The sequence below is a fragment of the Chryseobacterium paridis genome, assembly GCF_016595215.1.
In the GTDB taxonomy this organism is placed as follows: Bacteria; Bacteroidota; Bacteroidia; order Flavobacteriales; family Weeksellaceae; genus Chryseobacterium; species Chryseobacterium paridis.
Genome location: NZ_JAENHK010000010.1, coordinates 2106119 through 2120548, shown reverse-complemented (window position 1 = coordinate 2120548; position 14430 = coordinate 2106119). Strand labels below are relative to the sequence as shown.

Sequence of the window (14430 nt, the reverse complement as noted above, 5' to 3'; positions counted from 1 at the left end):
ATAGTTGATAGTTGATAGTTGATAGTTGATAGTTGATAGTTGAAAATTGAAAGTTGAAAGTGGGAAGTTTAAGTCCTTAGTAAATATTAATAGCTTAACTATGAATTATGAATTATTTTTGCTAAACCCTAAACCCTAAACCCTAAACCCTAAACCCTAAACCCTAAACCCTAAACCCTAAACCCTAAACCCTAAACCCTAAACCCTATTTCCATAATCCATTTTCAATTTTCCACTTTTCACTTTCCACTTTTCACTTTCAAAGAACTATGCTAAAGTATACGTCCTAAAGTTCAGCATTTTTACCTTTCCGGAATCCAGAAGGAAAATAAGATTTTCCAAAATGTTCTCTTTTGAATGATAGCTTAGTTGTATAGAAAGTTCTTCAATAGTTGAAGGCTTCTTACCCAGTAATGAGATAAGGTGTGCAGAAATATTTTTTCCAAAAATGGTTTGTTTGTTTTTTTCGCATACAGAACATTGTCCACAGGTTTTGGAATTTTTTTCTCCAAAGTAAGAAAGAATGAGTTTCATTTTACAGTAGTCTTTATTCTCGACATAAAACTTCATTTCTTCCCATTTCTGAATTTTATTTCTCTGAATATGTTCAAAAAGTTTCCAGTAGGTTCCATTAATTGTTCTTTCATCTCTGGGTTTTAAAAATTTAATACTTGATAAAGCTCCGTCTACATATTCGAGATAATTCTTTTGTTGTAGTTCTTTAAGGCGTTCTTTGATTAATGGGATTCCTACTCCGATTTTGTTGCTTACATTTTGTTCGCTAAACATTACTTTATGTGTTGTAATCCCCGAAATGGTACGGAGCATTAACTCAATGAAATAAGCATCTTTTTTGGGTAGCTGTTCTATTTCATCTGCCTGCATTAATAATTCCAGAGAAGACAGGCTTTTGTTATCGTTGTAATAGATTATCTCCTGGTTATGCAGGAAATTAAGAACATTTTTAATTTTTGCTATTGATAATTTTGTGAAATTCTGAATACCATTGATGTTCAATTGGAATACTTTTTCAGGAAGCTCATATTCTGCAACCTGGAAAATGGAATATAGATAGGTTATGATTTTCAGAAATTCCACCTTGTTAGGAATCTGATTTTTCAAGATCTGTTCAAAATTGGCAATCTCTTGCTTATTCCAAAGTAGAAAAGCAAAACTATCTTGTCCATCTCTTCCAGCTCGTCCTATTTCCTGATAATAATTTTCTAATGATGGAGAAGGAGAGTAGTGGATGACAAAGCGAACATTATCTTTATCGATCCCCATACCGAAGGCATTCGTTGATATCAAAACATAATTATTACGGGTATTCCATAAATTTTGTTTTGCATTTTTTTCTTTTGTTGTTAGCCCTGCATGGAAGTAGTCTACATTTTTCAGTTGATTTTTATGTAAAAACTCAGTGAGTAGTTCTGCTTCTTTTCGGGTACGAACATAGATGATTCCTGAGCTGTTATTATATTTTAAAATATTATAAACACGCTGATATTTATCAGAAACTTCTTCGGTAAAGATTCTGATATTATCTCTTTTAAAACTCTTTTGGAAGACAACTGGATTTTTCAGTTCCAGTTTATTCTTTATCTCTTCTAAAACTTTTGGAGTTGCAGTAGCTGTAAGCGCCAGACATGGAATATCAGGATTGTTTTTTCTGAACTCTTTTATATTCTGATAACTGGGACGGAAATCCTGACCCCACTCTGAAATACAGTGAGCCTCATCTACAGCGATAAAAGAAAGCTGTATTTCCTCCATATTTTGAAGGAACTGCCTGTTGGTTAATCTTTCGGGAGATATGTAAAGTAATTTAGTTAAACCATCTTTACATCTGTTGAAGATTACTTCTGCATCATAATCATCGAGCTCAGAAGATAGGTACTCTGCTTCAATACCTCTAAATTTAAGCTGGTTTACCTGATCTTTCATCAGAGCAAGTAAAGGAGAAATTACGAGACATACTCCTTCTTTAAATAAAGCAGGAAGCTGATAACACAGAGATTTTCCTGCTCCTGTAGGAAGCAGAACCAATGTGTCCTTTTCGTTGATGATAGAATTAATAATTTCTTCCTGAGAATCTCTGAAATTATCGTACCCCCAAAAATATTTCAGGGTTTTATATTTTAACTGGTCAAAATCGCTGGAAGAAATCATGGTATAAAAATAAGGAAAGTATCATAACAAAAAAAGTCACGCACTGCGTGACTTTTATATAATTGAATAAATAGCTTATTATTTAGCCTCGAAGTAAACTCTTCTGTTAGCTCTGTTTTTCCATTCAGGGCATTTAGTAGCTGGTTCACATTCAGGATATTTAAGATCTTTTTCTCCTTTACCTACAGCACTTAATTTACCTGTTTGAACACCATTTTTGATTAAGTAGTTCTTAACGTTATTAGCTCTTCTTTCAGATAATTTTTTGTTGTAAGCATCAGTTCCTCTTGTATCAGTTGCTCCAACTACAGTATAAGAACCAGTAGATGAATTGATATAAGTAACTGCATTGTTAAGGATAGGTGTATTTGAAGGTAGGATTCTATCAGAATTTAAATCAAATTCAATTCCTTCTAAAGTTCTTTCCTCTTCTTTTACCGGTCCGGTAGTTGCCGTAGGACAACCGTTGTTTTCAACAGGTCCAGGAACAGTAACACACTTATCGTAAAGGTCGATTACACCATCTAAGTCAGTGTCAAGGGCTACACCAGCACCGTCAACTCTTGCACCAGCAGGAGTATCAAGCTGTCTGTCCCAATCGTCACAAACTCCATCGTTATCAGCATCTCCTTTTTTACAAACTTCAATATCCTGGTTTTTATTAGCCAAAACATCTAATTTATAATAGATCTCCTGTAATGGGTCATGCCACATTAAGTGAGATTCGTGTTTTCCTAATTTTAAAGAAACCCCTAAAGTAGCGTTGAAGAAGTTATCAGATGTATTTTCCTCACGTTGGTTAATTGCACTGTATGGTGCACCTCCACCGTCGAATGAATCATCACCTGTAACTACATACATTACTCTACCTTCGATATCAAGACTTCTGTTTACTTTGAACTTAAGACCTGCACCCGCCTGACCGAATAAAGAGTTAAATTTGAAAGGTTTAACTTCAGTCATTAATCTTTGAGTATTCGAAGCGTCTTTCAAATATGCTCTGTACGCTAAAGTACCGATACCAGCATATCCGTGAAGTGCCCATCTATAAGTTGAATGATTATCTACTCTTCTTAATAGATTAGAGAAATTTACATCCCCTAAGATAGAGATCGCATCATATTGAGTTCTTGCACCAAGTCTGTCTGCTACAGCTAAATCTGTAGGAGCAGAATTTTTGGAGTTGAAGAATCCTTGTCTGGTTTCTCCCCTGTCATACTGCAAGTTAATACCAAAAGCGTGAGTAATTGCTTTGTCAATACTTACATATGCAGAATATCCGAAAAGATTTTTACCATTACCATTTTTGATAGATGTTAAATCTGCTGACTGCATCAATGGTACACCAGCACCAAATGAAATTGCCCAGTCATTAAATCTCTTAGACTTTTGCGTAAAAGGGGAAACATTAGCAGAACCTGAAGAAAATGTATTTGGATACTCTCCTTTTGAAACTGCCGTTGAGTCTTGCGCAAAGGAAGCTGTTGGTACAGCTAATGCTAATGCTACAATTGCTAAACTTAATTTCATAGTGTATTTTTTTATTTAGTTAATTAAATGATTTATTTATTCAGAATGATTACTTTCCAGTTGGACATCCATTGTTTTCAGGAGGTCCTGGAACTGTAACACATTTATCATACAAGTCAATAACTCCGTCAAGGTCCATGTCTAATGCAACACCAGCACCATCTACTCTTGCACCAGCAGGAGTATTAAGCTCTCTGTCCCAATCGTCACAAACTCCGTCATTATCGTTATCACCTTTTTCACAAACTACAAAGTCTGTTGTTTTGCTTTCAAGTACACCTGTTCTGTAGTAAGCTTCTTGCAAAGGATCATGCCAAGCTAAGTGAGACATATGTTTTCCTAATTTGAAAGATACCCCTAAGTTTACAGTCCACATATTATCAGATCTTGATTTGTTGATCATGTTATATTTGGAAACTTTAGAAGCTGGATCGTAATCTGCAGGACCTGCATTACCTCCACCATCAAATTCATCATCACCACTTAAGATATACATTGTTCTTGCTTCAATATCAATAAGTCTTGAAACATTATATTTCACACCAAATCCAAACTGGTAGAAAATAGAATTAATATCAAAGTCTTGTTTAATAAACAATGGAACTCTTCTTGGAGCATTACTCCATCTGAATTCATTGTTATCATGTAAGGATGTTTTATATCCCATAACACCTACTCCAGCATAACCGTGGAATGCCCATCTGTAAGGAGAATGGTTGTCAACTCTTCTTAATAGATTTGAGAAATTAACATCTCCCAATAAAGCCAGCTGGTCGTATCTTGTGTTGGCAACACCTACGCCTGCAGCTACACCGGCAGCACCGTCTAATTTTGCTTTTTGATTAGTTTCCCCTCTCTGGTAGATAAGGCTTACACCGAAAACGTGAGAGATCTGTTTGTCCAAACTGATATATGCATTGTATCCCCAATTGATCTTTCCATCATAAAATGAGGTAAGGTCAGCATGTGGCATAAATGCAGCACCACCACCGATTGAAATAGACCAATCGTTAAATCTTCTTGCCTTATTATCAAAAGGCTGAACATTAGCGGAACCCGAGGAGAATGTATTAGGGTACTTGTCCGACATCTTTACTGTAGTACTGTCCTGTGCATAAGTAGCAATAGGCAGCGCGGCCAATAATAATAAACCTAATTTCATACAATATGTTTTATGTTTTATTTGATAAAATCATTTAATAATACTCTGGAAAATTCCCTTTCAAAAAGATGTTTTTTATGAGGGATTTCCAACCTTTCTGATATAAAATTTAAATCATCATATTTAACAATATCAATATCTATGATGCGGTCACTATAACCTCCTGAGACTTTTGAATCGTTAATTCTTCCCATTTCAAATTCAATACTTTTAACAAAATCAAGCAGTTGAATAGGAGAAAGATGTGTACGTATTATTGTTGCAATATTACAAAAAATATTAGAACTAACAAACTCTACGGGCTCAGATGTTAAAAAAACGCTAAATTTTAACATTTCGTTTCCACCCTCTTTTATCTTTTCCAGAGCCTCCTCTATATTTTTTTTTCCATCTCCAAGGTTACTCCCTAGTAACAAAATGACCTCATGCTGCGACATATTAAAAAATGATTGATATATGAAAAGTTTTTTTAAAAATGTTTTAGCAAATATAGTGGCAATTGTCATACTATGTGCTGTATTTTTCTTCTTTTTTATCATAATGCTGGTGTTTAGTTCTATGAGTAGTGATAAATCCGTAACGGTAAAGAAGAACTCTGTTTTAACCATAAATTTAAAAACTATTATTATTGATAGTCCCACAGAAGAGCAAACAGGGATATTTAATATCAATAACCAGAATAAGAGCATATTAATATATGATGCGTTAGAAGCTATAGAAAAAGCAAAGACGGATGATAATATTAAAGGAATCAGTATTGAGGCTGATGATCTGAATGCAGGTATTACGCAAATCGATGATTTAAGAAATGCGATACAGGATTTTAAGAAGAGTGGAAAGTTTGTATACGCGTATGGAAATGCTGCATCACAGATATCATATTACTTGGGGTCTGTAGCCGATCAATATTTTCTTAACCCATCAGGAATGATTGAATTGAAGGGATTAGCTACTGAAGTTACTTTCTTCAAGGATTTCGCAGATAAGTATGGAATTGGAATTGAAGTAATCCGTCATGGTAAATTTAAATCTGCAGTTGAGCCATTTTTGAGAAATGATATTTCTCCTGAAAACAAAGAGCAATTAAGTACTCTTTTAAATGATATCTGGAAAAACACGTCAACGAAGATTGCAACTTCCAGAAAAATTGACTCAACCCAATTCAGAACGATCGTAGATAGTTTGTATGGAATGATTCCTGAGCAAAGCTTAAAATATAAATTAGCTGATAAACTTATTCAGAAGACAGAATATGATGAACTTATTAAATCTAAATTAAGTTTAAAGGAAAAAGACAAATTGAATAAGATCTCATTGGGTAAATACATCAATTCTTATTCTGAGGACGATAAATCAGGTGATAAAATTGCGGTATTATATGCGTCAGGATCTATTAATAACGGAGATGGATACAATGAGATTTATTCTGAGAAGTATATTAAGTATATCAAAGAGCTTCAGGAGAATGATAAAGTAAAGGCTGTTGTATTCAGAATTAATTCTCCGGGAGGAAGTGCGAATGCTTCAGACGAAATTCTATTTGAGCTTCAGCAGTTAAAAAAGAAAAAACCTCTTGTAGTTTCTTTTGGTGATTATGCTGCGTCAGGTGGTTATTACATTGCGATGGCTGCGGATAAAATTTATTCGGAACCAAATACTTTAACCGGATCTATTGGTGTTTTTGGTGTAATACCATATTATAAAGATATTGCTAATAAAAACGGAATTCGCTCAGACATTGTTGCTACGAATGCGAACTCGCAGTATTATTCCGGATTAAATGGTGTAACACCATATGGAGTTAGTATGATTACAAGAAGTGTAGAAGGAACTTATAAAAGATTTGTACATTTCGTTACTCAAAACAGAAAACAAAGTTTTGAACAGATTGACAGCATAGGAGGGGGAAGAGTATGGAGTGGTACCCGTGCTAAACAAATAGGTTTGGTAGATGAACTTGGAACATTAAATGATGCGGTGAAATTTGCTGCGCAAAAAGCAAGACTGAAAAACTACAATGTAGCTTCTTACCCTAAGAAGATGTCTCCGTTCGAACAAATCTTTAAAGACCTTAATGAAGATGATATCTCTGCGCGAGTGATAAAGAGTAAAATAGGAAAGGCTAATTATGAAATCCTGCAACAGATCACTGATGAAAAATTAAGATCTGAAGTGAAGATGGAAATGCCTTATCAAATAAAGATCAACTAAATTATATATTGTTTTAAAAAAAGACCGGCTTGATTTTCAAGTCGGTCTTTTAATTTTAATAAGAATATTTTTTTAGCTCTTCTTCGAGGCCATTCCAAAAATCCAAAGGACTATAAGTGAACCTCCAACAGCTAATAGCATGCTTCTAAAATCAAAGTTCTCAACTGTTCCCCAGCCGATTAAACTTCCAACAAATCCACCTACGAAAGCTCCAACGATTCCTAATATGATAGTCATCAACCAACCACCACCTTGTGTTCCAGGCATAATAAGTTTTGCAATTGCACCTGCGATAAGACCAAAAATGATCCAAGTTAAAATTCCCATAGTTCTAAATTTTAATTGTTAATATGTATGAAATGTGTTTTGCGAATTTCAAGACAATATGATATAAATCATCTTTTCTTGAAGAATGAGTCAACAAATTCCGTACCATTAAACAATTGCAAATCCTGCATTTTCTCTCCAACCCCTATATATTTCACGGGAATTTGGAACTGATCAGAGATGCCAATAACGACTCCTCCCTTAGCAGTTCCGTCTAATTTTGTAACAGCTAAAGCATTTACTTCAGTGGCTGCTGTAAACTGTTTTGCCTGCTCAAAAGCATTTTGTCCTGTAGAGCCATCAAGAACCAATAAGATCTCATGAGGAGCATCAGGAATCACCTTTTGCATTACTCTTTTAATCTTTGAAAGTTCATTCATTAAATTAACTTTATTGTGAAGCCTACCTGCAGTATCTATGATTACTACATCAGCTCCCTGTGCAACCGCACTCTGAACAGTATCAAAAGCAACAGAGGCTGGATCGGATCCCATATCCTGTTTAACAATGGGTACACCAACTCTTTCACTCCAGATGGTTAACTGATCTACTGCCGCTGCTCTAAAGGTATCGCCGGCACCAAGTACGACTTTTTTACCTTCAGATTTAAACTGATGAGCCAACTTTCCGATAGTGGTTGTTTTTCCCACTCCATTTACTCCTACCACCATAATGACATATGGTTTTTTAGAAGTATCTATATTACCTGTCCCTGCGTGAGGATTCTCCAGCAGTAGGTTTGAAATTTCATCTCTGAGTATTTTATCGAGTTCACCTACGTTTACGTATTTGTCTTTCGCAACACGATCTTCAATTCTTTGAATAATTTTAATCGTTGTAGAAGCGCCTACATCCGAAGCAATAAGTATTTCTTCAAGATCATCCAGTACTTCGTCATCTACTGTGCTTTTACCGACTACGGCTTTTGTTATTTTTTCAAAGAAACCCTGGCTGGATTTTTCTAATCCCTTATCTAAAGTTTCTTTTTCTTCTTTTTTGAAAATATTTTTAAACCAACTCATAGTTCCGTTCTTATTTGCTTTTTTTAATAACTGCAGTGGCTTCTACTTCAATAAGTACATCGTCTCGAAAGAGTCTACTTACTTCTATAAGACTGCTTACGGGAGGGTTTTGGAGATTGATATATAGATCTCTGACTTTTCTGAAGTCAGGGGTTTTGGAAATGTCGGTAATGAATATTCCAAGCTTTATAATATCTTTTCCTGTTCCTCCATATTCTTTTAAAATAATCTCAATATTTTTAAAGATCTGTTCTGTTTGTTTTTCAACACTATTGCTCCCCACTAAATTTCCTTTTGCATCCAGAGGAACCTGTCCTGACAGAAGGATCATTTTTGTAGTTCCACAGTCTACACTTACAGATTGTGAAAGTCCTTTGATCGTAAAAACTTGGTCTGAGTTTTTATATTCTATACTATTCATTGTGTTTTGACTGAATGAAAACAGGAACATTGATGTAAAAACCAGAACGACAATCTTTTTCATATCCGATTGATTAAATTATCTGGTGAACAAAGATAACAAAAAAACTTCCTGAAAGCTGTCTTTTTTGGCTAAGCTTATTACAACCATTCTAAAAGACAATGTATATAAAATTATAACTCTACAATATCACCCATTCTTGCAATATTGTATCCGTTTTTAATAACAGTTTTGCTTTCTTTGCTATCCGGATTTAATAACCTATTGGTATGATTAAAATGAATGAAATAGACCCTTTTCTTATACTCCGGACTTAAATTGTTAAACAATTGCATACTTTCTTCAACCAATGGATGAGGAATCGTTGAGATATCCCGGTTATCAAGTTCTTTAACATTATAAAATGTTGCGTCAATAAAAGCATAATCTACCTTTTTTATAAAGTCAGTAATGCTGTATTTCCACTTCCCCCATTTATCTATATCAGGGATAAATAAAGCTTTTTTCTCAGGACCCTCTATCAAAAAGCCAACGGTTTCTGAAAATTCGTCACGATGAGGAACCTGAATAGGAGTGATCTTTAGATTAGGGCTTAAGATAACAGGTTTTTCATTTTCCACTTCATTAATTACAATGTTTTTTTGAGTCACCAATTGTGACCATGGTCCATTGTTACTTAAAAAGTGTGCTAATTTGGGCATTGAATATACAGGAGTATTTTGCGTAGATGCTGCTTCTTTTCCCAGGTACATTAGTCCTGTATAATGTCCTATGTGAGCATGTGTAATAAATACACCGTCAATTATTTTTGAAGTTTTGTTTTCTTGCTGCAACAATTGTAACTGATAAGAAATATCAGGACTTGCATCAAGAAGATAGTTCTTTTGATTTTGATGATCCATCACTCCCAATGAAATGATCTTTCTTTTTAGATCAGGATTTTTCCAGAGGTCTTTACAGCACTCTTTGTTGCATCCTAATTGAGGAGAGCCTGCATCCTGAACATTTCCTAATACAATGAGCTGTACTCCTGTTGTATTTTTGGTTGCGGTAGGTGCTTTTCTACTATTGCAACTCATTGTAAGCAGGAGGGATGCATATAAAATGAAATTTTTCATCGGTATTTTTTTACTAAAATAAAGTGTTCTGGCTTAGATGTGATAAGAAGCAAAAAAACTACTCATATTCTGAGTAGTTTTTATATTGTAAATAAAGTAGGGGATTATTTTTTCAAATAACCATCAACTTCGTCTGCATTCATTACTTTTTCTTCGAAAACGTAAGCACCTGATTTAGATGACTTCACCATTTTCACAACTTTAGTCATTTTTTTTGACTGACCGCTTTGTAGGGTTGCTACTACTTTTTTTGCCATGGTAAATTATATTTTATAAATTACTTGATTTCTTTATGAAGAGTATATTTCTTAAGAACCGGATTGAACTTCTTAAGCTCTAATCTTTCTGTAGTGTTCTTTTTATTTTTAGTAGAAATGTATCTAGACATTCCCGGCATACCGCTTTCTTTGTGCTCTGTACATTCAAGAATTACTTGAACTCTATTTCCTTTTTTTGCCATGATTTAATTACTTTTTAATCAATCCGTTTCTTACAGCTCTTTCTAGAGCTTCTTCGATTCCAATCTTGTTAATCACTCTCAATCCATGAGCTGATACTTTCAGTGTTACGTGCTTATCTTGCTCCGGAAGGTAAAACTTCTTCTCCAATAAGTTAATTTCAAAACGACGCTTCGTTTTGTTATTAGCGTGAGAAACGTTGTTACCAACCATTGCACGCTTTCCTGTTATTTGGCAAATTCTTGACATATCTCGATGTTCTTATTTGTATAATATTTGAGGTTGCAAAATAACGAAGAATTTTTTAGATAGACAAATCTTTTGCAAAATATTTACAAATAACATCTTGATTAATAATATTGAAGATCGCCCATATATTATGCTATTCCTGACAGGGAGCGGGAACTGATAAATTTCATATAAATATAGTGGAGAACGAGAAATTAATCTTATATCTTTGTTTTTAATTAATCTAAATAAAAATAACATGAAGAAGGTCTATGTTTTATTATCTATGTTACCTGTTGGCCTAATGGCACAAACTTTTTCTGAAGTTCAGACGGATATGAAGAATTTTTATTATTCTGCAAGTGATATAGGGAATATAAATAATGACGGATTTCAGGATATAGTTGTAAATGGTGCTATAGATACTGATGGAGATGGAAGTGCTGATACATCATTTAATGAAGTTTATAAGAACAATGGGAGTACATTAACTCCTTATGCTAACTTGGGAACAGATGCGACTCATTTGGGGGATATAAAATTTATAGATTATAATAATGATGGTCTTGCAGATATTATTTCTACGGGATTGAGTTATATGGATATCGTTAATTATAAACATTACCGATTTAGAAATACAGGTTCAGGGTTTGTGAAAGATGCTGAGCTCCCGGGAAAAATTTATGGTTCTATGGAAGTTTTTGATTTTAATCATGATGGATTGCAGGATTATGCAATTAATGGAACCCAGTATATCGATGGAATAGGCTTCGTTAATAAATTGGATTATTACCAGAATTCGGGAAGTGGATTCCAACTTTTTCCAGGTTGGATGGAAGGAACTCAAAATAGTAGCTTTAAAATGGTAGATCTGAATAATGATCACCTTCTTGATATGATAATTTTAGGATATGATATTAATACTAATCCTATTTTTAGAGTTTATTTGAATAATGCTGGTACGCTTACATTATCGCAAACATTACTTCCTCTTGCGAGTGGAAAACTTGAATTTGCGGATTTCAATGCGGATGGTTATCAGGATGTGGTTGTGGCTGCTCAGGATGAAAATTATGCAGGATATCTTGGTGTTTTGATGAATGACGGAACCGGACATTTGAACATCCAACAGCTTACTGTTCCTGAAATTGCAGAACCTTCTCTGGCGACAGGGGATATGAATAACGATGGTTATTATGACTTTATAGTGTCTGGAAATGACGAGGATAATAATGCACTTGCGAAAGTGTTTTTATTTAACCCGGCCAATCAGGCATTTACTGAAAATACAACTACAGGTTTGCATACTTTAGGAGGCCCTGGCTTTGTGCATTTACTTGACTATAACAATGATCATCACTTAGATGTTCTATTGTCCGGATTTGATTGGGCAGATCCGGGAATGCCTTCATTAACTAAAATCTTCAAAAATGTTTCTACAGAAACAAATTTAAAGCCTTTGCCTCCTACAAACCTAAGTCTTACCAAGACAGGAAACCGATTTAATTTCTCGTGGACGGGAGCTGGTGATGATAAGACACCAACTAATGCTTTGCGATATGAAATTACGGTCGGAAAGACCCCGGGAGCCCATGATATTGCGAAATATGTGGTTACAACACCTTCCTGGTTTTTAGATCTTCCTGCTGTGCAAAATGTATATTGGAGTGTAAGATCTATAGATGCCTCTAAAGTGTATTCTGATATTTCCTCAGAAGGTACTTTGGGAGTTCAGGATATTATTAAAGAACAGGGCTTCCAAATATACCCAAACCCGGCGTCTGAAAAAGTATTTATTAAGGGACAAAAAGTTACGGATGTAGAACTGTATTCGATGGACGGTAAAAAACTATCTATTGTTATAAATCCTGATCAGTCTGTTAATGTATCTCATCTTATAAAAGGAGCTTATCTCTTGAAAGTAAAAATAAAAGACCAATGGACCACTAAAAAACTCATCATTAAATAATTGAACGTTTTATCAATAGAAAAACCAGACGTCCAGCTGGTTTTTCTTTTTATTGTTTGTATTTGTTTGTATCGGAACTTCGGGTAATGATCGAAGTAACGAATATCGGGAAGCTTTTAAAGCTTCCCGTTTTTATTCATAATTAACTTTTATTCTTTTGAAATCTGCTCTGTAATCTTTTAATTAGAAAATAAAACAATAAAAAGCCCAAAGCGAAAATTGAGAATCTTGACAAGAGGTCTCCAGCTCTGGTGTAGAAAGTTTGTTGATCATAAAGATTTACTTTAGCAAATAGGGCAGTTTGATCTCCGTAAAGAGTATCCTCAACAATTTCCCCTTTTGCATCGATATGAGCTGATATTCCACTGTTGGCTGCACGGGCAATCTCTCTTCTTGTTTCAATGGCTCTTAGTTTAGCGTAGGAAAGTAATTGTTTATGTCCTTCCGTAACACCCCACCATGAATCATTCGTCACAATAGCTAAGAAATTAGCTCCTTTCTTTACATAGTCGGTTACGAATTCTCCATAAATACTTTCATAGCAAATAATAGGTGCAATTTTTCCTTTGTTATAAGGATTTGAAAAAGCGACCCTTTCTTTATCTGTTCCTAATGAAACTACTGATCCTCCCAGATTAAGCATGGCATCCCCTAAAAGAGGTTTTAAAACACTCATGTAAGGAAAGATTTCAACGCCAGGAACCAGCTTTCCTTTATGGTAGACTTCTACTTTTTGATTGGGAACAACCTGAATGGCCGAATTATAGCTGGCAACCCAAAGTCCAGGATTGATCTGATATGCTTCTTTAGGAATATTATTTTGATTTAAATAAAACCGATGTGAGGAAATTCCTGTAGTAAATACAGAGCCTGGATGTTTTGAGAGAAATCCTTTGATATTATTTAAAAGTAAACTTTTCTCAAATGCAGTCTCGGAAATAGAACCTCTTCCTGGAAGTGCTGTCTCCGGAGCAATATAATAATCAATCTTTCCTGTGGAATTTTTTTCTGCAAGATTTAATAGATCATTCTCGATTATTAAGCTGTCTTTTGAATATTTTTCAGCGTAAGGATCAAGGTCAGGTTGAAGCATTAAGGTATTAACCTGGCCAATAGGTTTTTCATCAAAATTATTATACTTAATAACAGAAATGATCATTGGTGCAATAATTAATACTGCAACAATTGATGTATTTCTGATCAGGTCTTTTCTTTTTCGTCCCGCTTCCCATGTTCTTATAGTATAGAAAATGAAAATGTTTATAATCAGTATCCAGAAACTACCTCCGGTTGCTCCCAGTGTATCATACCACTGAATTAATTTTGGATAGTCGGCAAATACATTTCCAAGGTTTAACCATGGCCATGTCAACTCCCAACTCATATGAAATTTCTCAAAGCCCATCCAGATGGCAACAAGAAAAGCTAGTCCCCAATAAGTTCCCTGTGCGTTTTTATACCAATGATAGCATTGAAATACCAAAGAATATAAAAGAGAGTTTACCAGAACCGGAAATACTACAGCCATTAATGAGTGGCTTCCGTCCGGATTTTTTGATCCATACAACCATCCGGTTGTTACGATATTCCAGATTACAAAACATAGATAGGAAAGTCCAAAAACTACCCAACTCTTTCTTTTGAAACTTGAAAACTTAGAAACTCCATGTTCCATCATCAAAAGTGGAACAAGGGCAAAGAAGATAAAGAACGGGATCCCGTAAGTTGGCCATGAGATGGACAACAGCATCGCTGAAATGAGCGTAAGTAAAACGTATTTCATTCAATTAGATTAACACACAAATTTAATGTTTT

14 protein-coding genes are annotated in these 14430 nt (G+C 34.7%); 2 read left to right on the top strand and 12 right to left on the bottom strand.

From position 1 onward, the window contains the following. Positions 1-267: 267 nt before the first annotated feature. From JHL15_RS19090 to folK, 4 genes are all read right to left on the bottom strand, one after another. The gene (locus JHL15_RS19090; protein WP_200248341.1) at positions 268-2169 is read right to left on the bottom strand and encodes a RecQ family ATP-dependent DNA helicase; all 1902 of its coding nucleotides are present in this window, start codon (positions 2167-2169) and stop codon (positions 268-270) included. Between the two features lie 78 nt (positions 2170-2247). Continuing rightward, entirely contained in the window at positions 2248-3699 is a 1452-nt protein-coding gene (locus JHL15_RS19085; RefSeq protein ID WP_200248340.1) for an OmpA family protein, read from the bottom strand. Positions 3700-3748: 49 nt separating this feature from the next. Further along, the gene (locus tag JHL15_RS19080) at positions 3749-4861 is read right to left on the bottom strand and encodes an OmpA family protein (protein ID WP_200248338.1); all 1113 of its coding nucleotides are present in this window, start codon (positions 4859-4861) and stop codon (positions 3749-3751) included. Between the two features lie 17 nt (positions 4862-4878). Then, on the bottom strand, positions 4879-5298 hold the full coding sequence (folK, locus tag JHL15_RS19075) for a 2-amino-4-hydroxy-6-hydroxymethyldihydropteridine diphosphokinase (protein WP_200249220.1): 420 nt from the start codon (positions 5296-5298) through the stop codon (positions 4879-4881). Positions 5299-5317: 19 nt separating this feature from the next. On the opposite strand from folK, the gene sppA reads away from it, so the two are divergent. Next, positions 5318-7072, top strand: coding sequence for a signal peptide peptidase SppA (gene sppA / locus JHL15_RS19070; protein WP_200248336.1), 1755 nt, complete (start codon positions 5318-5320; stop codon positions 7070-7072). Between the two features lie 72 nt (positions 7073-7144). Here the strand turns inward: sppA and JHL15_RS19065 are convergent, their stop codons facing one another. The 7 genes from JHL15_RS19065 to rpmB form a co-directional block, all read right to left on the bottom strand. Then, a complete protein-coding gene (locus tag JHL15_RS19065; protein ID WP_089027653.1) occupies positions 7145-7399 on the bottom strand; it encodes a GlsB/YeaQ/YmgE family stress response membrane protein in 255 nt (84 codons plus the stop codon). A gap of 68 nt (positions 7400-7467) precedes the next feature. Continuing rightward, positions 7468-8421 carry a signal recognition particle-docking protein FtsY gene (ftsY, locus tag JHL15_RS19060; protein ID WP_200248334.1) on the bottom strand — a complete coding sequence of 318 codons (954 nt, stop codon included), beginning with the start codon at positions 8419-8421 and terminating at the stop codon, positions 7468-7470. Between the two features lie 10 nt (positions 8422-8431). Next, positions 8432-8905: a RidA family protein gene (locus JHL15_RS19055; protein ID WP_200248333.1), complete on the bottom strand. Its 474-nt coding sequence runs from the start codon at positions 8903-8905 to the stop codon at positions 8432-8434. 110 nt (positions 8906-9015) lie between these two features. Beyond that, on the bottom strand, positions 9016-9960 hold the full coding sequence (locus tag JHL15_RS19050; protein ID WP_200248331.1) for an MBL fold metallo-hydrolase: 945 nt from the start codon (positions 9958-9960) through the stop codon (positions 9016-9018). Positions 9961-10064: 104 nt separating this feature from the next. Beyond that, positions 10065-10217, bottom strand: coding sequence for a DUF4295 domain-containing protein (locus JHL15_RS19045; protein ID WP_002976755.1), 153 nt, complete (start codon positions 10215-10217; stop codon positions 10065-10067). A gap of 20 nt (positions 10218-10237) precedes the next feature. Further along, positions 10238-10420, bottom strand: a complete 183-nt coding sequence (rpmG, locus tag JHL15_RS19040; RefSeq protein WP_200248329.1) for a 50S ribosomal protein L33 — start codon at positions 10418-10420, stop codon at positions 10238-10240. A 7-nt stretch (positions 10421-10427) separates the two neighbouring features. Beyond that, entirely contained in the window at positions 10428-10667 is a 240-nt protein-coding gene (gene rpmB, locus JHL15_RS19035) for a 50S ribosomal protein L28 (protein ID WP_007841810.1), read from the bottom strand. A gap of 238 nt (positions 10668-10905) precedes the next feature. Between rpmB and JHL15_RS19030 the strand changes: the two genes are divergently transcribed. Continuing rightward, positions 10906-12615, top strand: a complete 1710-nt coding sequence (locus tag JHL15_RS19030) for a T9SS type A sorting domain-containing protein (RefSeq protein WP_200248328.1) — start codon at positions 10906-10908, stop codon at positions 12613-12615. Positions 12616-12757: 142 nt separating this feature from the next. Here the strand turns inward: JHL15_RS19030 and lnt are convergent, their stop codons facing one another. After that, entirely contained in the window at positions 12758-14398 is a 1641-nt protein-coding gene (gene lnt / locus JHL15_RS19025; protein WP_200248326.1) for an apolipoprotein N-acyltransferase, read from the bottom strand. Positions 14399-14430 lie beyond the last annotated feature (32 nt).